This is a genomic window from Salinibacillus aidingensis, from assembly GCF_055393355.1.
The window spans coordinates 2,885,104-2,906,923 of record NZ_AP043759.1 but is presented as its reverse complement, the minus strand read 5'-3'; the positions used below and the strand labels follow the sequence as shown (position 1 = coordinate 2,906,923).

The window sequence follows — 21,820 nt, the reverse complement described above, 5'->3', positions numbered from 1 at the left end:
ATTTGTAGGTCTGCCCGGTATGATCGGTATCTGGTACCACTTCTTTAAAATTAAAAAGCCTGTAGAGAAAAGAAGCTTAATCCTTCTCTACAGGCTAAATTCAATTCATTAGTACTAACTATATCCTCTTGTGTTGGGTCAATAATAATATCTGCTGCCAGTCCTAACCTAACTCTCATCGCTGTTCATTTACTCGATCACAAAAATTTTACTGGCTCCTGCTTTTCGTAAATACTCAGTTAGAAGTAATCCAATAGACCTGGCGCCAAATACTGCTGTGGGATTTCAGTACATTGTCCCACCTTCAAATATTTTGGAGATTTATACCCAGTACTCATTTTGGTCAAATAAGGGTAATCATCTATGACACGTGGGATTGGGGTTGGATCATTTGCAAGAATCGGGTTATCGTAAAAATTAGTGAAATTGGGATAAGAACAGTTAAGTGGTAGAGGAAGACTTTGTGAAGAAGATTTTTTGAAATAACTTGAGCAGCTCTCATTATCATTTATTTCCAATTAAAAAACTGTGTAAGAAGACGTACTTAATACACAGTATAAAGCTATCAGTAAAAAATACATTAATCACCATTCATTAACTAATACAACCTTTCCAATAGCCTCTCCTGATTCCAAGAAGGCATCTGCATCATTGACTCTATCAAAAGTAAAAATTTGCTCGTTTACGAGTGGTTGTAGTTTTTTTCTTCCTCGATAAGACTTGGTACTTCTTTCAAGATGTTTCCGTAATCCTGTCTATGGGCTTTATTAATTATTTTTAAAAAGCATGAATGTAACATGTAAGGATAGAGCTTTGGAATGAAGTGGAGATAAATCATGCACTGAACGTACAGCAATCCATAGTACAGTTCCATAGGTGCCAGCGGCCTTGAACGATAGATCCAGATTTTCTAAATACAATATCAAACCCTTTGCCATCCGTATATTCTTCTACGTACTCCTCTATTGGCATTTCTTTGTAATTAATTGTCGCATTCGCTCCGAGACGCTTGCCAATATTTAATTTTTTCTCAGTGATGCCGAAGTAAATACCTCTACACCTGCGAGCTTTGCGAGCTGGATTGCAATATGACCTACACCACCCGTAGCTACGTGGACGAGTACAGTTTGCCCTGTTGTACATGAGCACGATTATAGAGCGATTCCCATGCTGTAATTGTAACCAGGGGAAGTGCAGTAGCCTGTGCCATAGTTAAGTTTTTCGGTTTAGGGGCTAAAAGCCGGTCCTCACACAACGCAATCAGGGATGGTTGTTTCTTTAACGGACGATAGGGGGCGGGGTTGTACAATACGTATGCAATGCCTTAAATTTATCCCATGTCTTTAATCAGCAAAACCGCAACGCCAGAACTTCACCTTATGTCTGTCGGGGGTGACCAAGGCATTTTGGCTTTTGTTCTCACCAATATATTTAAAAAATTTAAATTTTCTATTTTAAAAGCGTTTTCATTATGTTATAGTTTCATTAAACCGATTTAGTAAACCGATTTAGTAAACCGGTTTTGTAAAGGGATGAACAAATATGACAATAGAAAAAACGACGATTAGTGACGTGGCAAAGTATGCAAAGGTATCGAAAAGTACTGTATCTCAATTCCTGAACGAACGATATGAATACATGCGGGAAGAGACTCGGGAAAGAATAGAGCAAGCTATTGAAGAATTAAACTATCAACCTAACAATGTAGCCAGAAGTTTAAAGCTGAAAAGCACAGCTACGATAGGGGTTATTGTGGCGAATATTCTTCATTCCTTCTCTACCCAGGTGATTCGAGCGATTGAAGATACGTTAAACGAAAATGATTTTTCGACTATTATCTGTAATGCAGATGATAATCCAAAAAAAGAGAAGAATTATATAGAAACTCTATTAGCCAGACAGGTGGATGGCTTAATCGTTTTTCCTACAAGTGGGAATCGAGAACTTTATAAAAGATTGGTAGATTCAAACTTTCCGATTGTTTTTGTTGACCGATATGTAAACGGTTTGAACAGTGATGCGGTTATGCTAGATAACGAAAAAGCTATTCATATGGCTATAGAACATTTGCTCACCAATGGGTATGAGGATATTGCCGTCTTAACGACTTCTATTGATACGGCTGTTGTACCAAGGGTTGAGCGTGTTCAAGGCTATAAAAGCGCAATGAAAAGGTTTGATCTCCCGATACGTGAAGCTTACATCAAATCAAGAGATCTCCCGGTTTTAAAAAAAGGTATAGCTGAGCTTTTTAAGTTAGAAAAACCGCCACAGGCCATTGTTTCAGGAAACGATTTAACCTTAATGGAATTCCTGAAATATGCTTCGGAGCATGACTTGAAAATTGGGAGTGATGTCGGGTTAGTGACCATTGATGAAGTAAACTTTATGGAGATTCATAATCCACCAATAACTACAATCGCACAACCAACCTTTGAAATGGGGGAAAAGGCGGTAGAGTTATTACTCGATAAGTTTGATGATTCCAACCAGAGTGAGGGTGCACAAATATATCGATTTGACCCTTCAATAATCGTTAGAAAATCAGCAGAGAAAGCAGGTGTACGTATATGAACGATGTTATCACAATCGGAGATGCCATGATTACATTTGACCCAAGTTCTACAGGTCCCCTTCGGTTTTCAGATTCCTTTAAACGAAAGGTAGGGGGAGCAGAATTTAATGTTGCGATTGGATGTTCTCGACTGGGCCTCAATGTCGGATGGATTGGCCGATTAGGGAAGGATGAGTTTGGCCGGCATATTTACAACTTTGCTAGAGGTGAAGGCATAGATGTATCTGAGGTCAAACTTGAAAAAGGCTATCCAACCTCCCTAAATTTTAAAGAAATCCAAGAAGACGGGTCTGGAAAAACTTTTTATTATCGGGATAAATCACCTACTGAGACATTACTTCCAGAATCTTTAAATGAAGAATACTTTCAACAGGCTAAGCTGCTTCATATAACGGGGGTGTTCCCGGCAATCAGTGAGCAAAACATTCAAGTGATTGAACAGGCTGTTACTTTAGCTCACAAACATGGCGTGAAAATTTCCATGGACCCTAATATTCGACTGAAGCTTTGGAGTAAGGAAAAGGCACGTGAAACGTTGTTAAGATGGATGCCTTACGTGGATTACCTACTGACTGGGTTAGATGAGGCTGAATTGCTATTTGGTACGAATGATGTAACTGAACTGATCGAAAAAGCTAAGCAATATAATATTTCTCATTTGTTCATCAAGCTTGGGGTAGATGGTTCACTTGTTTGGACTGACGGCGAAATAGTTGAAGCTCCAGCTGTTAAAGTGGAAACAGTAGCTGATACAGTCGGTGCAGGAGATGGATTTGATGCGGGTGTCATTTGTGGATTATTAAACGTATGGGAGCCAAAACGGATTTTGCAATTTGCCAATACAATTGGATCGATGGTCGTTGGTGTTTATGGTGATAATGAAGGGCTGCCGTATTATGATGACGTCCTAGAAAGACTTGGGGAAAAAGAGTCTGTTGAAAGGTAGGGGGCAACGAGGATGATTCAAGTTGCGTTAGACCGTTTAACAAAAGAGGAATGTATCTCGATTACAGAGCAGACTTATGATCATATCGATTATATCGAGATTGGAACTGGCGTGATTAAGGAGTACGGAATGGATATCATTCGCGATTTTCGTAAGCGGTTTCCTGATAAGAAAATTGTTGCGGATATGAAAACTTGCGATGCGGGGAAGCATGAGACGCGCCAAGCACTTGAGGCCGGGTCTGACATTACAACAGTGATGGGGCTTTCCCATGATCAAACCATTCTCGACTCTATTCAGGTAGCTGAAGAATTGTATAAAAATGTGTTGGTCGATTTATTGGAGGTTCCAGTAGAGCGTTTTGCTAGATTAAAAGAATTAGGCGTAGAACTCGTCTCCGCCCATATTGGAAAAGATACACAAGATCATTCAGAGGGGAACTCCTTTGAACATTACGGATCTTTATCTGATGATTTCACGGTATTTGTGGCAGGGGGAATTTCACCAAAATCGGTTCAACAATCTGAAAAGCTTAAACCCGATGTCTTTATTGTAGGCGGTTACATTACAAATGCAAGTAACCCGGGTGAGGCCAGTCGTACGATGAAGGAGGTGATTTCAAAAAGATGAGGAGTGTTCATTTGGAAATTTTAGAGGAGCTTAAGCAAGTAGCTAAACATGTTGACCATGAGGAAGTTACTGCTTTCATAGATGCCCTGCAGCAAGCTAAACGTATTTTTGTCTGTGGGGAGGGTAGATCAGGCTTGATGGGAAAGGCGTTTGCGATGAGACTTATGCACGCAGGCTATACGGTTTATGTGATAGGAGAAACTATTACGCCAAGTATTCAAGAAGGGGATTTGTTTGTAGCCATCAGTGGCTCAGGAAATACCCCGTCTGTTGCGCTCGTAGCTGAACAAGCAGCTAAATCGAAGGCCCTGGTACACTTAGTCACGAGCAACAGAAAATCTAAGCTTCAAACATTAGTGGACCATCAAGTGATTATACCAGCAGCCACGAAAAAGCGTAGAAAAGATGAACCGGCAACCATTCAGCCGATGGGGAATCAATTCGACCAATCTGTTCATCTGTTGCTAGATGCTGTGGTAATTTCAATGACGACGGAGAAAGAAGATATTCACGACATGATGAATAGAAATCATGCCAATCTGCAATGAGAGGAAGATTAGATGTCTGACATCATCGTACAAAAGGAAGAGCTAAAGTCATTAGTTGTTCATAAATTAACCGAAGCTAAAGTAAGCAAAGAGCATGCTGAGGATGTAGCAGATGTGCTTGTACATGCAGACTTACGCGGTGTGGGCTCACACGGTGTATTGCGAACCGAGCACTATGTAGAGAGAATGAACGAAGGGGGCATGAACCCAAACCCAGAATTCCGAACGGAGCGTAAAGGTTCTTCAGCATTACTTTTTGATGGAGATAACGGAATGGGTCATGTGATTACAAAAAAAGCGATGGACCATGCGATTCAACTCTCTAAAGATAATGGCATTGGAATCGTAGGAATTATAAACAGTAGTCACTGTGGTGCTTTGTCCTATTACGCACAGCAAGCAGCAGAGCAAGATACCATCAGCATGATCATGACGCATACCGATAGCGCCGTCGTACCTTTTGGGGGAGCCGATTCCTATTTCGGGACAAACCCAATTGCTTATGGTTTTCCGGCTAGTAAACATCGCCCAATTATTTTAGATATGGCAACAAGTAATGTTGCTTTAGGAAAGATCTTACATGCTAGAGAAACAGGTAGTGAGATTCCAAACAACTGGGGAGTAGATGGAAATGGTACTCCTGTAACAGACCCAAGCCTAGTTAAACATTTACTTCCAACTGGTGGACCTAAAGGTTATGGTCTAGCTCTTATAGTGGATGTATTAACAGGTGTACTAACTGGATCTGCCTTTGGCCCTAGTATTTCTAGCATGTATGGGGACTATAATAACTACCGTCATTTAAGTCATACCATTATTACGATTAGTCCAGGGTTATTCATTGACCAACATCAATTCATGCAAAACATCGATAAGATGATTGATGAGTTACATGAAGTAAAACCAGCAGAAGGCTTTAAGTCTGTAATGGTACCTGGTGAGCCAGAACAGCTAAACGAGGAAATGAGACAAGTAGAAGGAATCCCGGTACCGGAAAGTATTTACAACTATCTCGAATCGTAAGTTAAGGTGAAAAACCTTTTCTTTATATTAATCTATTAAAAAATGGGAGGTCACTAATCATGAAGAAGTTTCTATGCTTTTTGTTTGTATCGGCACTGATTTTGGTTTTAGCAGCATGTAGTGGTAATGAGAAAGACGCTTCAGGTTCTGGAAATGAAGGTAGTGCAGGAGAAGGATCAAGTTCAGATTCAGGCGAAACGATTACTTGGAAGATGGGACACTTATCTAATGAGGACCACCAATGGCACAAAACAGCAGAAAAGTTTGCTGAGCTTGTTGATGAGAAAACAGATGGTCAGTTACAAATCGAAATTTATCCAAATGAGCAATTAGGTTCTGAAACAGAGGTTTTAAATGGAATTGAAGCTGGTACAGTGGATATGACGATTTCCGGAGAAACGATGGCGAACTGGGCTCCAGAAGCCGCATTGATGGCTGTTCCTTATGCATTTAAAGGTCAAGACCACTTACAAAAAGTTGTAGAAGGTGAAATCGGTGGTGAAATTGAAGATGCGATTAAAGAGGGGGTTGGCGTAACACCACTTTATTACCATATCCGTGCACCAAGAAATTTAACTTCTAATGAGCCAATTAAATCACCAGAAGATCTAGAAGGATTTAAAATGCGTGTACCAAACGTACCTTTATTCATGGATGCTTGGGAAGCAGCAGGAGCTAGACCTCAGGTTATGGACTTTAGTGAAGTATTTACAGGACTACAACAAGGGGTTATCGATGGGCAAGAGAACCCAGTTGACTTAATTCAAAGTGCTAGTTTCAATGAGGTACAAGATTATGTAAACGTAACCGAGCACGTATATTCTTGGATTTATGTTGTAGTTGGTAATGAACAGTTCAACGCACTAAGTGAGGATATGCAAGCAGCTGTTCAAGAAGCAGCAGCGGAAGCACAAGCATATGGTCTAGAATTATATGAAACTGAAACTGCTGAAATTGAGCAAGAATTAAAAGATGCTGGAATGGAATTCGTTGAAGTAGACCAAGAGGCTTTCGCAGAAGCGATGAAACCAGCTGTTGAAGATAGCTTAACTGAAAAACAATTAGAACTATTTAATAAAATTGTAGAAGCAGGACAATAAAAATTTAATTAGGTAACATATCCCCCTTTAGGTGTCTAGTTCCAGCACCTAGCGCCTCGGATCATAAGTCAGCCCTTTCTGTGGCAAAAACCGCCACTTCAGGGCTTGCCTATGCCTGACGGGGCTGAGCGAGGCGCTTGCGCTTTTCAGGGGGTATGTTACCCCATAATTTTATAAAGGGTGAGCAACAATGCAAGCTATACACATTCTTAGTCGGATACTAAAATTTTTAACGATTGCTAGTTTTTCTGCCCTCGTTCTCGTTGTGATCATCCAAATTACAGGGCGTTATTCACCATTTAGTTTTGTTTGGACGGAGGAACTTTCACGTTTCTTTTTTATCTTCTCTATTGCCTTTGCAGCACCTTTAGCGATGGAGCAACGTGAATATGTTCGAGTCGATTTATTTATCGATTTCCTTCCTGAAAAACTTAAAAAATATGTCGATGCAATGATTTACCTGATTTTAGGATTGTTTTCTGCTTTCTTAATATCCTATGCCTACGAGTTTACATTACTTGGGAAGAATCAATCTTCTGCCACACTAGCGATTGAAATGTATTACATTCACTTTAGCATGGTAATTTTATTTGTATTTTTAGCACTATACAGTTTTTTTAATATTTATGCCGTACTTAAATTAGATCAGTACGAAGAGGAAGAAGGTGTTAACCAATGATGGCCGCCATATTATTTGTAACCTTTATCCTTCTAATATTTCTCAGCGTACCAATTGCCTTTAGTTTAGGTCTATCATCTTTGGTTTATATTTTGATTGCCGATATTCCTTTAAATATAATCCCTCAGAAAATGTTTGGGGGTATTAACTCCTTTACTTTACTCTGTATTCCAGGGTTCATTCTGGCGGGAAACTTAATGAATGCTGGTGGTATTACAGAACGAATCATCGACTTTGCAAAAAAGCTAGTTGGGCATATACGAGGTGGTTTAGGTCTCTCAAACGTTGGTGCATCCATGGGGTTTGCTGGCATCACTGGGACAGCACTAGCGGATACTGCAAGCATTGGTTCAGTCATGATTCCCGCCATGAAAAAAGAAGGGTATGATGCTCCTTTTTCAGTAGCTGTAACTTCATCCTCTTCTACAATTGGACCTATTATCCCCCCTTCGCTTCCTATGATTATCTTAGGAACACTTGCGACGGTATCAATCGGCGATTTATTTTTAGCGGGTACTATCCCTGGCATTTTGCTCGGGCTATGCTTAATGGCTGCTACGTATGTGATATCGAAAAAGAGGAAATATCCAAAAGGTGAACGTCAAACATTCTCCGTTATTACCAAATCATTCTTCGGCGCCTTCTGGGCTCTTATGATGACGGTTATTATTTTATTTGGAATTTTAAGTGGTTACTTTACACCAACAGAGGCATCTATTGTAGCCGTTGTGTATGCTTTAATTGTCGGGATATTTGTTTATCGTGATTTAAAGCTGCACATGCTTCCGAAGATTCTATTAGATTCTATGGTTAGTACAGCGGGAATTATGGTGTTGGTTGGAATGGCGAATCTATTTGGATGGATTCTAGTAAGTGAGCAAATTCCACAACTAGTAGCAGATTCGATTTTAGCCATTTCTGAAAATCCAATAATCGTTATTCTTCTACTAAATGTGTTGCTGCTTTTTGTAGGAACCTTTATGGAAACCATCGCAGCACTTGTGATTTTGTTCCCAGTGTTATTACCTGTTGCCACTCAAATTGGAATGGATCCCGTTCAATTTGGGGTCATGATGGTACTGAACTTAATGATTGGTTTATCTACGCCTCCAGTAGGTGTATGTTTATTTGTGGCATCTAGTATTGGGAAAGTGTCCATTGGCCAGGCATCTAAGGCGTTACTACCATTCTTAGCTGTAAGTTTACTCGTATTATTAGCGGTTAGTTTCATTCCAAGTCTAACACTATTCTTACCAAGCTTATTTGATTAATAAAAGGAGGGCTTATAATGAAGGCAATTCAAGTAAAAGAACCAGGAACATTAAATGTAGTAGAAATGGAAGAGCCAAGTTTAGAACAGCCCAATGAAGTAAAAATACGGATGAGAGCGATGGGAATTTGTGGATCTGATATGCACATTCTTCATGGACAAAATCCTTTTGCGACCTATCCTCGGGTTATAGGGCATGAAATTGCTGGAGAGGTTGTAGAAACGGGCGATTCTGTAACTGGCTTATCTGTAGGAGATAAAGTAGTGATAGAACCGATGACATCTTGTGGAGAATGCTATGCTTGTAAACAAGGTCGTCCGAATATTTGTGAGAGTGTACAAGTTTATGGTGTGCATCGTGAAGGCGGTGGCCGTGAAGTGATGGTGATGCCCGAGCATTTAGTGCATCGGGTCCATAATGATAGAGATTGGTCTGAGATTGCCTTGATTGAGCCATTTACGATTGGGGCTCAATCTATCTATCGTGGTCAAGTTCAAGATGGAGATTATGTTTTCATCATTGGGGCTGGCCCAATTGGATTGTGTTGTTTGAAAATGGCAAAGCAAGCAGGTGCGAAGGTCGCAATTTCTGATTTCAATGATAAGCGTCTTGCTTTTGCGAAAGAGTGGGGGGTTGATCACATCATCAATCCACAAAACTCTGATGTAGAAGAAGAAGTGTTTGCATGGACTGGAGGCATGGGTGCCAATGTCGTCATTGATGCGGTTGGTCTTCCGCAGACAGTTGAGCAAGCAGTAGCGGTAACATCTGCGGCTGCACGAGTGGTTTTACTTGGTTTTGATACGAAAGTGTCTCAGCTTGCCCAAGTGAATATTACGAAGAAAGAGTTAACGATTTGTGGTTCACGCTTACAAACACACCGTTTCCCGAAAGTGGTTGAATTATTTAACACGCTAGAGTTTGATGTAAAGGAATTAGTAAGTCACCAATTTGAATTAAGTGAAGCTGAAAAAGCCTTTGAATTAATGGACCAAGCTCCGCCAGAAGCACGTAAGGTTGTTATTAAACTATAAAATTGATTTGTGAGACGAGGCAATAGGGAGGTAAATTCTATGAAAATGACGATGCGATGGTTCGGGGAAGATAATGACCGTGTCCCATTGGAGCATATTAAACAAGTTCCGGGTGTTGAAGGGGTTGTTTGGTCCTTACATGACGTCCCAGCCGGTGATGAATGGCCAATGGATAAAATTTTGGAAGTCAAAGAACAAGCCGATCGACACGGATTAAATATCGATGTGGTAGAAAGTGTTAATGTTCACGAGGACATTAAGCTTGGACTTCCTACACGTGACCAATACATTGAGAATTACATTAAAACGATTAAAAAGTTGGGCAAGGTTGGCGTGAAGGTGATTTGCTATAACTTTATGCCGGTGTTTGACTGGACGCGTACCGATTTATTTAAGGAAATGGAAGATGGCTCAACCGCTCTATTTTTTGAAAACGACAAATTGAAGGACATTGATCCGATGGAATTGGTCGACACCATTTCGAAAAACTCGGCGTATACGATGCCAGGATGGGAACCAGAAAGACTCGCTCATTTAGCGAATTTATTTGAAAAATATAAGAACGTAACGGAAGAGGATTTATGGGAGAATCTTCAATATTTTCTAGAAAAGGTCATCCCAGTCGCAAAGGAAAATGACATCAAAATGGGTATTCATCCGGACGATCCGCCTTGGTCTGTGTTTGGATTACCACGTATTATTACTAATAAACAAAGCCTAGAAAGATTTTTAAAGCTTGTAGATGATCCTTATAATGGTATTACCCTTTGTAGTGGTTCATTAGGAGCTAATCCTGAAAATGATGTAGCGGAAATGGTAAGAGAGTTTGCCGATCGAATTCCTTTTGCCCATATTCGAAATCTAAAAAGATATGAAACCGGTGACTTTATTGAGACTTCCCACCGTACTCAGGATGGGTCAGTTGATGTATACGAAATCGTTAAAGCCTATCACGAAGTAGGGTTTACGGGTTATGCAAGACCTGACCATGGCAGACACATTTGGGGAGAAGAATGCCGACCAGGTTATGGACTGTATGACCGTGCACTAGGGGTTATGTATTTATGGGGAATATGGGATTCCCTTGAGCGACTAAAAGAAAAAGGAGAATAATTTTGCTAAAGCTAAATGAAAATTTAGAAGGAAAAGTAGCTGTTATTACAGGAGGAAGTGGGGTGCTTTGTGGGGCTATGGCTCGTGAGCTTGGCCGCCAAGGAGCAAAAGTTGCAATTTTAAACCGTACTATAGAATCTGGTAAAAAGGTAGAACAAGATATCAAGGAATCTGGAGGAGAAGCCTTAGCTATATCCTGCGATGTTCTAGATATTGAAAGTGTTCGTAAGGCAGAAGAAATCATTACAGAAAAGTTAGGTATCTGTGATATTTTGATTAATGGGGCAGGCGGAAATCATCCTGATGGAACGACTACAAATGAAACCTTAAAGCCAGAGGATTTAAGAAATAAAGATATATCTACGTTTTTCGATATGACAACAGAAGGCTTTCAATTTGTTTTCAATTTGAATTTAGTCGGGACCTTTATTCCTACTCAAGTCTTTTTGAAAAAAATGGCCAATCGTAAGGGCGCAACCATTATTAATATGTCATCGATGAGTGCACCGTCTCCGATGACCAAGGTACCAGCATATAGTGCAGCAAAAGCGGGAATTGACAACTTTACTCAATGGTTGGCTGTTCACATGGCGGACGTTGGTATTCGTGTGAATGCGATTGCACCAGGGTTTTTCTTAACGGATCAAAACCGTAATCTATTACTAAACGAAGATGGTTCTTTAACTGAACGATCCAATAAAATTATTAGTCATACACCACAACAACGATTCGGTAAGCCTGAAGATTTACTCGGAACTTTGCTTTGGTTAGTGGATGAAAACATGTCTGGATTTGTAACAGGCGTCACTGTACCGGTAGATGGTGGGTTTATGGCCTACTCTGGTGTCTAAATGGCTGTAGACAAGGTATTGGAAAGGAGACCATAATGAGTAATCAAGCATCTTTAAATAGATTATTAACGTCGGGTATTGTAGCGGTTATACGAAAAGTAGATCCTGAAAAGGTCCCCCCACTCGTCCAAGCTTTTGTGGACGGTGGAGTTTCTGGTATCGAAATTACTATGGATTCAGATAATTCATCTGCAATGATTCGTGAGCTAAAACAGGTTCATGGGAACAAAATTCTAATTGGAGCCGGAACGGTTTTAAATAAGGAACAAGCAAAAGAAGCTATTGAGGCTGGTTCTGATTTTATTTTTGCTCCTATCTTAGATCGAGAGACAATAGAATATACAAAGAATCAAGGCATCTTAATGATTCCTGGGGTGTTTACTCCTACTGAAATCCATCAAGCCTATCAATGGGGTGCTGATATGGTAAAAGTATTTCCGGCTACCGTTGTTGGTCCTCAATTCTTTAAAGATGTTAAAGGACCTATTAGCCAAGTTCCGATGATGCCCACTGGTGGAGTGAATTTAGATAATTTAGGTGCTTTTATACATGCGGGAGCAGTTGCAGCAGGGATCGGCGGTTCTCTTGTCAATAAAACATTAATTGAACAAGGGGATTGGAAAGCACTGCAAAATTTAGCTGAGAGATATGTGGAGAAGGTTGCTCAGGTAAGGAATTCAAAATAAGCTAAGAGAATTCTGATTTAGGGGTGGGACATAGAGGACAGGTAAATTGCCCCAGCCTCTAATATTCTTGGTTCAATACCTGGCAATACTCGATATGCACGGGCCTGATTGCTTTAGCAATAAATCCCGTAAATCAAAATATAATGATTTACGGGATACGTTTTTTTAAATATATTGTCTCTTAACCAGGTCAAGGAGTCCTTACTCCTCCAAATACTTTTTAGGAGTAAGAAATGTAAAGGGTAATAACCCAGGATGGCGACCAATTTCAATGGCACCGGTAAATTGTTGCAAGGTCAAAACTTTTGGGACTGCCAGCGTATGGGTTTAGCAAGAACTCTCATAAAGATAAGAAGGCAAGAACCATTAATGAATTATATAACCTAAGATATAAAGAAAAATTCCGCTGATTTATCGATCGGTGGATTTTTTTTGTATTTTTTCTGGTTCAGGATAAAAAGAAGAAAATGGCCTAGCTATGCGTTTTTGTTTTTGAATATGGAAACCATTAAAGTATCTGTTCCGGTTTGGTTTTGGATTGATGTAGCGGTTTGCAATATATTTTTTAATGTAAGACATTCAATCAGTTCCCTTTATTACATAATGAGTTATTTTACTTTATGATAGAACAAAGGTTATTATTCGTTTGTAAGGCCTTTTTTAATAGATTTAGAAAGCTCACGTTGTAGAAAGGGAGGAGGGGAATAAATTCAAATCATAGCAGAATATAACCCACCTTTACACACTGCTATTCTATAGTGCAGAACCAATAAATCAATTAAATACAGAAATAGCGCAAAGCTTATAGCAATTGTAATGTTCGTATCAAGGTCAATAGATAATAAATATCCAACAGCCAGCAAATATAAAATTCTAAGTATACTCACACTCACGAAGTATGAAATTTTCGAATAGCCAAAGAAGGATAATAAAATCCTGGTTAAATTTGCCTCAAGGAAAAAACTGAAAACTAAGTACCATAACATTAAATAAATGATCTGTTTCTGATTTAAGGATAAGTTTAGAAATTCATTTATCAAGTTTAATGAACCCGTTAAAGCTAATATACAAATCGAAATAATGACTGAAACTAATAGCCCGAATACTGTGGAAACAAAAAGAGCAATTAAAAGAGGATGCTCTTGATCTCCTTTACTCTCACTTCTATAAGAAAAGAAAAGGAAAATTAGGAAAACCGTAATAAATATAGCGATGATTATGTAAATGAAGTTCAACATATTTCTCCCTCTGTTTGTGTTTTATATTTTACTGTAAAGAAAAGTGCAGATAAATTCCGTTTGTATAATCCGATTCAATCGTTTTATCCATAGATATCGCCCTAACATCATGTCGTGATGTCACACTTTAGCCTACCTATTAGGGGTTGTGAGAATGACCATTTCTGGAAAGCGCAGGTATTACCTCTCTTTTAGCAGACGATTAAAAGATTCTAATACAACATTAAAATCCTCAACAATTTCCTTAACTAAATCCGCCAGAGAATGTGCATCCCAAAAAATGTCCTCTTCAGATTTATTTATCTTCTCTACCAGTGCAGCTGGGCGTTTCAGAACCTTCCAGTCCATATTCCTGTTACTCATCTCTTCTTTTAAATCACTGTCTATCATTTTTCTCGCGGCATGCAATAGTTCGTTTCTTCCCAATCCTTCTATATCAATCATCACTACAATTTGATTTTGCTGGATATACTTTCTTTGTGTACATGTAACTCAACATGAACGTCTGGAGTTAAATGCTTCCACTCATAAAAACGAATTTGCTGATAGCCGCGCTTAACCGAAAAATCATATACCCATTTTCCCGTCTCCCAATACTCTTTCAGCAGATTTTCTAAATTTTTCAGGAAGTTTTGTTTTTGGTTTTCATAGGCCTTTTCCATTTCATCAATCATATCATGATGCTTCAAATACAACCGGCTTAGTTCCTACTGTTTTTCTGTATTATCCACAATATACCCCTCCAAATGCGTGAGAAACTCCTGGTACAAAAACCGCTCTTTCTCTTCTGTATTTTCCAGGTCCACCTGCTTTAATATCCTGATTAATTCACGATAACTTAAAGATTTGAAATAATGAGAAGCGGCCCGTTCCCCTTGTCTTGTAAGGAAGATATAGTGCCGATTAGGAATATATGAAAAAAGCATTTCCAAATCTTCATGATCTATCTATGAGTTACAAGATATGAACCTTAATAAAAGTATCTCATACACTGATCAATTAAGGTCATTGGTCCGGAAAGCAGACGAAATCAAGCAAGCATATTCTGAACAGACGCCAACCTTCCTTTCCGTTACAAATAGAGCCTATGATGAAAACCTGATTAGCAATTTATATTAAATCCCGAAATCAAAGGCATAGGTCACGAGGCACTTGCCCAACTATATAAGTGGATTTCGGGAAAAACTATTTCCGGGATAAAAAATGTTCAACTTTTTAGAGAATACCAGTTGAGGGACCATCGGCGGTTAGATTTATTGATTCTTTTTGATGATCATTTGATTGCGATTGAGAATAGAGTGTTAAGCAGTGAATCTGAGAATCAGACGAAATTATATCTGTGATAGTCCCCCTGTAATACATAGCATCAAACCAACTACAAAACAAACCAAACTAAGAGCTTAATACCCTTCCAAAAGATAATCGTATCAGGTTGATAAAACCACTTCCTATACCAGAAAATTTTATATATCATAGGTATCAAACAACCCTATATTCAGATTATTAAAATACTTCATATCCAGGATGTGACGACAATATAGGGACGGGGGAACAGGTGGACAGGATGTGGGCTTGTGGGGGGATTGCTACAAGCCTTGTTTTTTTATATTTAATTATTAATTTTGATAGATATGTTATTAATCCAAAATGTCTTATCCTCTAATTGTGAAACATTCTGTGAAACAATATTATTCGGGTGGTGACAGGCACCACCCCAGGGAGGCACCCCCCAGGGACGAGGAACCTGTCCCTCCGTCCCCCCAAAAAGTCCTATTTCAGAAAAATAAAAACATTCCCACTTGACAGATTTAATATATAACCGATATGATGTGAACAATTCAATTTAAAATTAAATATGAATCTCTTATCCAGAGTCGGGGGAGGAAACTGGTCCGTTGATCCCGCAGCAACCGTTACGCATGTAACAAGGTGCTAATTCCAGCAAGCATTTGCTTGAAAGATGAGATGATGTTGTTTTTAAAACCTCTACCTCATCGGCAGAGGTTTTTTTAATTCCCAAAAAGAAGGGGTGGAGAACATTCATGGGCTATTATTTGCATTAAACCAAGTAAACCTATGTGAACAGTATCGATTTATGTGAATGGCAATAGCGGAAACTGAATTTTAAAACGAATCAAAAGGGAGAGATTTTAATGACCACAACAAAAACAGATAGCTTATACCAGAAGTCCTACTTTAGCCGGATTACAGAATTGAAAGAACATGCACCAGAAGCATTTGAAAAGTTTTTTGCGTTTAACAATCAGGCACTGGCCCCCGGGAAATTATCCGTGAAATTAAAAGAGTTGATTGCTGTTGGTGTCGCCCATGTAACTGGATGCCCATATTGCATTGAACTTCATGTTGGAAATGCAAAAAAACAGGAAGCATCAAAGGAAGAGGTTTCAGAAGCTATTTTTGTTTCGACTGCTTTGAAGGCAGGTTCTGCGGCAGCTCATGGGGTGAATGCTTTGAATGCCTTTGATGGAGCTGGGGATGAGGAGCTATATAAGGCCTCCTATTTCAATCGTTTGAAGGAGTTTGCTGAACTGAGCGGGGATACATTCAAGAGTTTTTTGGATTTTGACCAGCAAGCCATTAAAACCAAGGAATTGACCGAGAAAGAAAAGGAACTCATTGCGGTTGCCTCAGCCCACACGACAGGCTGTGCGTATTGCATTGACCTTCACACCCAAAATGCGAAGAAGGCAGGTGCTGATTTGGAGGAAATCTCGGAAGCGATCTTTGTTGCGGTTGCTTTAAAGGCTGGTTCTGCCATTGCCCACAGTGTAAATGCCTTGAATGCTTATGACAGAGGCTGACGAATGGACCATCCTTAAAGAATTCAGCTAGTGTGAACCTTTTACGATTGCCGGGCCTTTTGAAAACGGCAAGCCGGAGTTGAACGTTTATCGCATCATAATGGCTATGTCCCGTGTCCAGCACGGTCTGCAGCATCATCGGCTTCCGTCAGACTAGAACATAAAAATCTCATCTACTGCGCCGGGTAAGTCTTCTTGGCAGTCGTTTTAAAGTATAAAAAATCTCTCAAAAAGGAGCATGATGTATGGGTAAGCAGATTCATTTAAATGGTTTTATACAAAATTCGCCGTCCCCTCATTCAACCGGTTTATGGAAACATGAAAAGGACAAAGGGACCGAGCATAATCGTCTGGATTATTGGATAGAGGTGGCGCAAACATTAGAGCGGGGAAAGTTTGATGCTCTTTTTATTGCCGATGTGCTTGGAACTTACAGCGTTTATGAAAACTCACACAGTGCGGCGACCCGCGGGGCAGTTCAGCTCCCGGCCCATGATCCGCTTATTCCTATTTCAGCCATGGCGTCCGTGACAGATAATCTTGGATTTGCTCCTACTATATCCGCCACATATGCACAGCCCTATTCGTTGGCGAGACAGTTGTCAACGTTGGATCACTTAACGAAGGGGCGGATTGCTTGGAATGTCGTCACCTCTTATCTGGAGAGTGAGGCTGTCAATTTGGGGCTTTCGGGGCGTCTGCCTAAGAATCTTAGATATGATCGTGCCGATGAGTTTCTGGAGGTTGTTTATAAATTGTGGGAGCACAGCTGGGAGAGGGACAGTGTGATTTATGACAGAGAGAATGATTCGTTTGCTGATTCTAAAAAGGTGCATTTAATCAACCATGAAGGAGAGTTCTTTAATGTCCCGGGCCCTCACTTGGTCGAGCCATCGCCGCAACGCACACCCGTATTATTTCAGGCAGGCGCTTCTCCAAGAGGAAGAGATTTTGCCGCCAAACATGCAGAGGCCGTGTTTACCAAAAATCATTCATTAGATGCTTTAAAGGAATATTCGGCTGATATACGAAGAAGAACAGAACTTCAGGGACGTAATCCGGATGAGGTACTGATTTTCCCAATGATCTTACCCATCGTTGGTTCCACAGAGGAAGAGGCGTATGCGAAACTTGAGGACCTGACGAACCATGTTAGCTATGAAGGTACTGCTGCCCTCTTATCCGGCCATACCGGGATTGATTTTTCCAAATACGATCCGGACCAGTATATAGAGGATATGGAAACCGATGCGGTGCAGGGGAATCTGGACATGTATGCAAAAGACCCGAATAAGAAATGGACGTTACGGGAAGCCGTTAAAAATCATGGTTTAGGAAATGGGACGGTGAAGTTTATTGGTACGCCTGAACAGATTGCAGACAAAATGGAACAGTGGGCGTTCGACGGTGATGTAGATGGCTTTAATATCGCGCAAACTTATTCACCAGGTACCCTTCAGGAATTTGTTGATTATGTTGTACCTGAATTACAAAGAAGAGGCATTTATCGAACGGAATACGAAGGAAACACATTGCGTGAAAATATGTTTGGAAAGGGCTATGCCCATTTACCGGAGCATCACCCTGCCAAACAGCTCGGTTTACAGTCCATAAATCGGTAGGACTATATTTTATATGGAAAGGAGAGGGAAATGGATACGTTAACGCTTTATACCTGGATCGGGTTTGGAGTCTTTCTGGTGGTAATGTTCGTATTAGGGTTACTTAGTGCCAGAAAGACAACGAGTGTTGGAGACTTTGCAATCGGCGGTGGAAAATTGGGGCCCTATGTACTCGGGTTATCCTTTGCGGCTACCTATTTAAGTGCAGCGACGTTTTTAGGATATCCCGGCTGGTCCCATGCCTGGGGATACTCAAACCTGTGGCTCTTTTTAGCCATGATTGGCGGAGGTCCCATCGGTGTTTTAATGGTAGCAAAACGAGTGCGAAAGCTGAATAATGGCCAAAAGTCCCTATCATTGCCAGATTGGCTGGGGGACTTTTACAAGAGTGACATCATCCGGGTAGGCACAGGCCTGATTTTGCTGTTCAACATTTTTTACATTGCAGCCCAATTTGTTGCCGGGGCTAGAATTTTCCAATACTTACTCGATATGTCTTATACGGGCGGCCTTGTGTTTATCGCAGCTATTGTTGTTATTTATGTGTTTGCAGGTGGAGCCTTTGCTGATATTTATACGGATGCGGTTCAGGCGGTTATGATGGCCATTGCAGGTTTGTTTATAGTTGTGTCAGGTATTGTAATCTTTTGGGAAGGCAGTATTTCCGCCACTTTTACAGGGATTACAAACGATTTGGCTAATCAGAGTGGTCATTTAGTAGAGGTATTTAATCCGGAATCGACTCACTTTCACTCCTTTGGTCTCGTGATAGGTGCCATCGTCATCCAATGGGCCTTTGCCTCTGCCCCACACTTATTTAACAAAGTGCTTGGATTGAAAAACGAACGGGATCTGGGGAAAATGATCCTGACTTATGTCATTGCATCTGCTTTTTCCCTTTTTGTTTTATTTGGAGGATTGTTTAGCAGAGCAGCACTAGGGGGAAATGTTGCAGCCCCCGACCTTGCTTTAATGGAATATGTGGTATGGGCGTTTCCTGTTGTAGTAGTAGCGATTTTTGGTGTGGTTATTCTTGCAGCGGCCATGTCAACCACTGATGGTTTATTTGTGTCTATTTCTACCGTTTTTGCTAACGATATTTTTCTTAAAGTTTTAGTAAAAAGGAAAATCGTGAATGTCAGTGAACAAAAAGCGCAAAAAATAGCCCTGCAAATCAGTCGCTTGTCCGTTCCATTGATTGGCCTGATTGCTTTTCTTATTGTATTAGAGCCTCCTGTTTTTATGGGAGATGTGCTGTGGATTGGCGTGTCAGGGGTTGCAGCCGGGACGATGGGACCTATCCTGTATGCGGTTTACGGGAAGAAAAAAGCACCTGCACGGGCAGCCGAGGTGTCGATGATCGTGGGACTCCTCTCGTATCTGGTTATCTATTTTGGAGGAATGATATCAAGTACCATGTCTGCGGGTGCAGTTTCGACGGCTATCGGGATTTTTACGATTGTGGTATTGGCTCGCGTGCTGAAAGACCCACAGCCGCGAATGATGTATGAGATTGAAAAAGAAGGCTCGAAAGCAAATTAGAGGAAGGAGGGAGCAGTCATTTTCGTAAATACGATGCTTTCCTTATGGCTCTATGGATTTATAACATGTTTAGTCGTAATCGGATTATCTCTGCGCAAATGGTATTTTAAGTAATTAGCGTTCAACAATAATCGACAAAATTCGGGAGGTGACAGGCACCATGCTAAAAAATTATGTAGGTGGGAAATGGGTAGAAGCTGGATCCCAGTATAGTGAGAAGGTGTATAATCCAGCAACAGGGGAGGTGATCGCTGAGGTTCCGCTATCTTCCCAGGCAGATGTGCATGAGGCTGTTGAGATTGCTTTTGAGGCATTTCAGGAGTGGAGGGAGGTTCCGGTTCCAAAAAGGGCTCGAATCCTTTTTAAATATCAGCAGCTGCTTGTTGATCATCAGGATGAGTTAGCTGAAATTGTCACGATTGAAAACGGAAAAAGTTTTAAGGAAGCACAGGGAGAGGTTCAACGCGGCATCGAAAATGTAGAATTTGCGGCCGGTGCGCCTTCATTAATGATGGGAGAACAGTTGCCGTCTATTGCTGATGGACTGGAATCGGGGGTTTATCGTTATCCGATTGGGGTCATTGGCGGCATTACTCCGTTTAACTTTCCCATGATGGTTCCCTGCTGGATGTTTCCCATGGCGATTGCAACAGGAAATACGTTTGTTTTAAAACCATCCGAGCAAACCCCATTGCTTGCGAATCGATTGGCTGAGTTGTTAGAAGAAGCAGGGCTGCCACAGGGAGTTTTTAATATTGTTCACGGTGCCAAGGATGTCGTCAATGGGTTATTAGACCACAAAAAGGTTGCCGCGATCTCATTTGTGGGCTCCCAACCAGTCGCCGAGTATGTATACAAACGAGGTACGGACAATTTAAAACGGGTCCAGGCACTTTCCGGAGCGAAAAACCATTCGATTGTTCTGCGTGATGCGAACCTGGAACACGCAACAACACAAATCGTGAATGCTGCATTCGGGTCTGCTGGTGAACGGTGTATGGCTGCTTCGGTTGTTGCTGTTGAAGAAAGTGTGGCTGACGAAGTGATTTCGTTGCTTATACAAAAAGCAAATACTATAAAAATCGGGAATGGCTTGGATGATGGGGTGTTTCTTGGCCCTGTTATTCAGGAAGAACATAAGCAGCGAACACTGGGATATATTGAGACCGGTGAAAGAGAAGGAGCAAAACTTGTCCGTGATGGCCGTAATGATGAGGTCGTACAGCAAAATGGTTATTACATCGGCCCGACGATTTTTGATGAGGTAACGTCAGAGATGAAAATTTGGCAGGATGAAATTTTTGCGCCCGTTTTATCGATAGCAAGAGTAAAAGACCTTGACTCCGCCGTTGAATTAACCAATCAATCCCGTTTTGCCAATGGGGCTTGCATTTTCACTAACGATGGAGGTGCGGTCAGAAGATTCCGGGAAACGATTGATGCTGGCATGTTAGGCGTAAACATAGGTGTACCAGCACCAATGGCCTTTTTCCCCTTCTCAGGCTGGAAGGACTCCTTTTACGGTGACCTGCATGCTAATGGGAAAGACGGATTAGCCTTTTATACGAGACAGAAGGTTGTGACAAGTCGCTGGGTTTGATTGGGTTTTGGTGCCTGTCACCACCCGAAAAATATTGTTTCACAAATGTTTCACGGCTTCCTGATTCGACAAATTTTCGAGTGGTGGCAGGCTAAGGACGGAGGGAAACGCCCCTCCGTCCGCTCTAATATGGTATTTTTTTAAAAAAAGAACTCGATTTTAATAGGAAAAGAGGGAAGTAAAAAATAGAAGAAAATCTCTGCTCAAAAATAAATTTTGCAACAATATGGATTAGTTCCTTTGAATTTCCTGTAAACGGAATTTTTATACCTTTCCTGCACTGGTCATTCGCCAGTTAGATGGCTCTCCAAACGAGACGTAAGTTCCTGCAAGTCTTTTTTTGCTTTGGATTTCTCCAATTTGCCATTTTGATTTTCTGGTGACTAATAGAATTAATTCAACACTGGCAACCCCTTGTTTTCTCCCACTATTTTCAAATATTCTCATATACCCCGGCACTCCTGCTTTGCTTTAAGGCTTTCATTATAGCTTCGATACCAGTTCATCTCCCGCAGACTGAGCCAAGTCCTGAATTTCATG

General features: G+C 40.7%; 22 protein-coding genes and 1 riboswitch. Of the genes, 17 read left to right on the top strand and 5 right to left on the bottom strand.

The window, feature by feature from the left end:
* Positions 1–834: 834 nt before the first annotated feature.
* Positions 835–1,143, bottom strand: coding sequence for a zinc-binding dehydrogenase (locus ACZ5OK_RS15160; protein WP_425542184.1), 309 nt, complete (start codon positions 1,141–1,143; stop codon positions 835–837).
* Positions 1,144–1,548: 405 nt separating this feature from the next.
* On the opposite strand from ACZ5OK_RS15160, the gene ACZ5OK_RS15155 reads away from it, so the two are divergent.
* The 12 genes from ACZ5OK_RS15155 (at position 1,549) to ACZ5OK_RS15100 (ending at position 12,456) form a co-directional block, all read left to right on the top strand.
* Positions 1,549–2,574 (top strand): LacI family DNA-binding transcriptional regulator, encoded by a 1,026-nt coding sequence (locus ACZ5OK_RS15155; protein WP_343839010.1) that lies wholly within the window; start codon positions 1,549–1,551, stop codon positions 2,572–2,574.
* Positions 2,571–3,521, top strand: a complete 951-nt coding sequence (locus ACZ5OK_RS15150; RefSeq protein ID WP_343838234.1) for a sugar kinase — start codon at positions 2,571–2,573, stop codon at positions 3,519–3,521. The genes ACZ5OK_RS15155 and ACZ5OK_RS15150 overlap by 4 nt, the downstream gene beginning before the upstream one ends.
* A gap of 12 nt (positions 3,522–3,533) precedes the next feature.
* Positions 3,534–4,151, top strand: coding sequence for a 3-hexulose-6-phosphate synthase (gene hxlA, locus ACZ5OK_RS15145; protein ID WP_343838231.1), 618 nt, complete (start codon positions 3,534–3,536; stop codon positions 4,149–4,151).
* The gene (gene hxlB, locus ACZ5OK_RS15140; RefSeq protein WP_343838229.1) at positions 4,148–4,699 is read left to right on the top strand and encodes a 6-phospho-3-hexuloisomerase; all 552 of its coding nucleotides are present in this window, start codon (positions 4,148–4,150) and stop codon (positions 4,697–4,699) included. The genes hxlA and hxlB overlap by 4 nt, the downstream gene beginning before the upstream one ends.
* A gap of 12 nt (positions 4,700–4,711) precedes the next feature.
* Complete coding sequence (allD, locus tag ACZ5OK_RS15135) at positions 4,712–5,722, top strand: ureidoglycolate dehydrogenase (RefSeq protein ID WP_343838226.1); 1,011 nt, start codon at positions 4,712–4,714, stop codon at positions 5,720–5,722.
* A gap of 59 nt (positions 5,723–5,781) precedes the next feature.
* On the top strand, positions 5,782–6,822 hold the full coding sequence (locus tag ACZ5OK_RS15130) for a TRAP transporter substrate-binding protein (protein WP_343838223.1): 1,041 nt from the start codon (positions 5,782–5,784) through the stop codon (positions 6,820–6,822).
* 190 nt (positions 6,823–7,012) lie between these two features.
* Positions 7,013–7,501, top strand: a complete 489-nt coding sequence (locus tag ACZ5OK_RS15125) for a TRAP transporter small permease (RefSeq protein ID WP_343838221.1) — start codon at positions 7,013–7,015, stop codon at positions 7,499–7,501.
* Positions 7,498–8,772 carry a TRAP transporter large permease gene (locus ACZ5OK_RS15120; protein WP_343838218.1) on the top strand — a complete coding sequence of 425 codons (1,275 nt, stop codon included), beginning with the start codon at positions 7,498–7,500 and terminating at the stop codon, positions 8,770–8,772. Before ACZ5OK_RS15125 ends, ACZ5OK_RS15120 begins: the two co-directional genes overlap by 4 nt.
* 17 nt (positions 8,773–8,789) lie before the next feature.
* Entirely contained in the window at positions 8,790–9,806 is a 1,017-nt protein-coding gene (locus ACZ5OK_RS15115; protein ID WP_343838216.1) for a zinc-binding alcohol dehydrogenase family protein, read from the top strand.
* A 39-nt stretch (positions 9,807–9,845) separates the two neighbouring features.
* Positions 9,846–10,919 carry a mannonate dehydratase gene (gene uxuA / locus ACZ5OK_RS15110; RefSeq protein ID WP_343838214.1) on the top strand — a complete coding sequence of 358 codons (1,074 nt, stop codon included), beginning with the start codon at positions 9,846–9,848 and terminating at the stop codon, positions 10,917–10,919.
* Between the two features lie 2 nt (positions 10,920–10,921).
* Positions 10,922–11,770: an SDR family oxidoreductase gene (locus ACZ5OK_RS15105; RefSeq protein ID WP_343838210.1), complete on the top strand. Its 849-nt coding sequence runs from the start codon at positions 10,922–10,924 to the stop codon at positions 11,768–11,770.
* 35 nt (positions 11,771–11,805) lie between these two features.
* Positions 11,806–12,456 carry a bifunctional 4-hydroxy-2-oxoglutarate aldolase/2-dehydro-3-deoxy-phosphogluconate aldolase gene (locus ACZ5OK_RS15100; protein ID WP_343838208.1) on the top strand — a complete coding sequence of 217 codons (651 nt, stop codon included), beginning with the start codon at positions 11,806–11,808 and terminating at the stop codon, positions 12,454–12,456.
* 1,418 nt (positions 12,457–13,874) lie between these two features.
* Here ACZ5OK_RS15100 and ACZ5OK_RS15095 read toward each other — a convergent pair.
* The 3 genes from ACZ5OK_RS15095 to ACZ5OK_RS15085 are packed head-to-tail and all read right to left on the bottom strand — an operon-like array spanning position 13,875 to position 14,620.
* Entirely contained in the window at positions 13,875–14,138 is a 264-nt protein-coding gene (locus ACZ5OK_RS15095) for a hypothetical protein (RefSeq protein WP_343838205.1), read from the bottom strand.
* Between the two features lie 2 nt (positions 14,139–14,140).
* Positions 14,141–14,383 carry a hypothetical protein gene (locus tag ACZ5OK_RS15090; RefSeq protein WP_343838202.1) on the bottom strand — a complete coding sequence of 81 codons (243 nt, stop codon included), beginning with the start codon at positions 14,381–14,383 and terminating at the stop codon, positions 14,141–14,143.
* Between the two features lie 18 nt (positions 14,384–14,401).
* Positions 14,402–14,620, bottom strand: coding sequence for a hypothetical protein (locus ACZ5OK_RS15085; protein ID WP_343838199.1), 219 nt, complete (start codon positions 14,618–14,620; stop codon positions 14,402–14,404).
* Between the two features lie 186 nt (positions 14,621–14,806).
* On the opposite strand from ACZ5OK_RS15085, the gene ACZ5OK_RS15080 reads away from it, so the two are divergent.
* From ACZ5OK_RS15080 to ACZ5OK_RS15060, 5 genes are all read left to right on the top strand, one after another.
* Positions 14,807–15,037 (top strand): PD-(D/E)XK nuclease family protein, encoded by a 231-nt coding sequence (locus tag ACZ5OK_RS15080; protein WP_425542194.1) that lies wholly within the window; start codon positions 14,807–14,809, stop codon positions 15,035–15,037.
* A gap of 518 nt (positions 15,038–15,555) precedes the next feature.
* A riboswitch (SAM riboswitch) is annotated at positions 15,556–15,661 on the top strand.
* Between the two features lie 186 nt (positions 15,662–15,847).
* Entirely contained in the window at positions 15,848–16,516 is a 669-nt protein-coding gene (locus tag ACZ5OK_RS15075; RefSeq protein ID WP_343838196.1) for a carboxymuconolactone decarboxylase family protein, read from the top strand.
* Between the two features lie 245 nt (positions 16,517–16,761).
* On the top strand, positions 16,762–18,138 hold the full coding sequence (locus ACZ5OK_RS15070; protein WP_343838193.1) for an LLM class flavin-dependent oxidoreductase: 1,377 nt from the start codon (positions 16,762–16,764) through the stop codon (positions 18,136–18,138).
* 30 nt (positions 18,139–18,168) lie between these two features.
* Positions 18,169–19,680, top strand: a complete 1,512-nt coding sequence (locus ACZ5OK_RS15065; protein ID WP_343838190.1) for a sodium:solute symporter family protein — start codon at positions 18,169–18,171, stop codon at positions 19,678–19,680.
* A 160-nt stretch (positions 19,681–19,840) separates the two neighbouring features.
* A complete protein-coding gene (locus tag ACZ5OK_RS15060; protein WP_343838187.1) occupies positions 19,841–21,280 on the top strand; it encodes a CoA-acylating methylmalonate-semialdehyde dehydrogenase in 1,440 nt (479 codons plus the stop codon).
* Between the two features lie 264 nt (positions 21,281–21,544).
* Here ACZ5OK_RS15060 and ACZ5OK_RS15055 read toward each other — a convergent pair whose 3' ends face one another.
* The gene (locus ACZ5OK_RS15055) at positions 21,545–21,727 is read right to left on the bottom strand and encodes a hypothetical protein (RefSeq protein ID WP_343838184.1); all 183 of its coding nucleotides are present in this window, start codon (positions 21,725–21,727) and stop codon (positions 21,545–21,547) included.
* Between the last annotated feature and the right edge of the window lie 93 nt (positions 21,728–21,820).

Excerpts from the sequence above, each read along its gene's own strand:
- ACZ5OK_RS15150 (WP_343838234.1), top strand. The coding sequence starts at position 2,571 with ATGAACGATGTTATCACAATCGGAGATGCCATGATTACATTTGACCCA.
- ACZ5OK_RS15070 (WP_343838193.1), top strand. The coding sequence starts at position 16,762 with ATGGGTAAGCAGATTCATTTAAATGGTTTTATACAAAATTCGCCGTCC.
- ACZ5OK_RS15065 (WP_343838190.1), top strand. The coding sequence starts at position 18,169 with ATGGATACGTTAACGCTTTATACCTGGATCGGGTTTGGAGTCTTTCTG.
- allD (WP_343838226.1), top strand. The coding sequence starts at position 4,712 with ATGTCTGACATCATCGTACAAAAGGAAGAGCTAAAGTCATTAGTTGTT.
- ACZ5OK_RS15160 (WP_425542184.1), bottom strand. The coding sequence starts at position 1,143 with ATGTACAACAGGGCAAACTGTACTCGTCCACGTAGCTACGGGTGGTGT.
- ACZ5OK_RS15115 (WP_343838216.1), top strand. The coding sequence starts at position 8,790 with ATGAAGGCAATTCAAGTAAAAGAACCAGGAACATTAAATGTAGTAGAA.
- ACZ5OK_RS15075 (WP_343838196.1), top strand. The coding sequence starts at position 15,848 with ATGACCACAACAAAAACAGATAGCTTATACCAGAAGTCCTACTTTAGC.
- ACZ5OK_RS15125 (WP_343838221.1), top strand. The coding sequence starts at position 7,013 with ATGCAAGCTATACACATTCTTAGTCGGATACTAAAATTTTTAACGATT.
- ACZ5OK_RS15130 (WP_343838223.1), top strand. The coding sequence starts at position 5,782 with ATGAAGAAGTTTCTATGCTTTTTGTTTGTATCGGCACTGATTTTGGTT.
- uxuA (WP_343838214.1), top strand. The coding sequence starts at position 9,846 with ATGAAAATGACGATGCGATGGTTCGGGGAAGATAATGACCGTGTCCCA.
- ACZ5OK_RS15095 (WP_343838205.1), bottom strand. The coding sequence starts at position 14,138 with ATGATTGATATAGAAGGATTGGGAAGAAACGAACTATTGCATGCCGCG.
- ACZ5OK_RS15060 (WP_343838187.1), top strand. The coding sequence starts at position 19,841 with ATGCTAAAAAATTATGTAGGTGGGAAATGGGTAGAAGCTGGATCCCAG.
- ACZ5OK_RS15120 (WP_343838218.1), top strand. The coding sequence starts at position 7,498 with ATGATGGCCGCCATATTATTTGTAACCTTTATCCTTCTAATATTTCTC.
- ACZ5OK_RS15055 (WP_343838184.1), bottom strand. The coding sequence starts at position 21,727 with ATGAGAATATTTGAAAATAGTGGGAGAAAACAAGGGGTTGCCAGTGTT.
- ACZ5OK_RS15085 (WP_343838199.1), bottom strand. The coding sequence starts at position 14,620 with ATGCTTTTTTCATATATTCCTAATCGGCACTATATCTTCCTTACAAGA.
- hxlB (WP_343838229.1), top strand. The coding sequence starts at position 4,148 with ATGAGGAGTGTTCATTTGGAAATTTTAGAGGAGCTTAAGCAAGTAGCT.
- hxlA (WP_343838231.1), top strand. The coding sequence starts at position 3,534 with ATGATTCAAGTTGCGTTAGACCGTTTAACAAAAGAGGAATGTATCTCG.
- ACZ5OK_RS15100 (WP_343838208.1), top strand. The coding sequence starts at position 11,806 with ATGAGTAATCAAGCATCTTTAAATAGATTATTAACGTCGGGTATTGTA.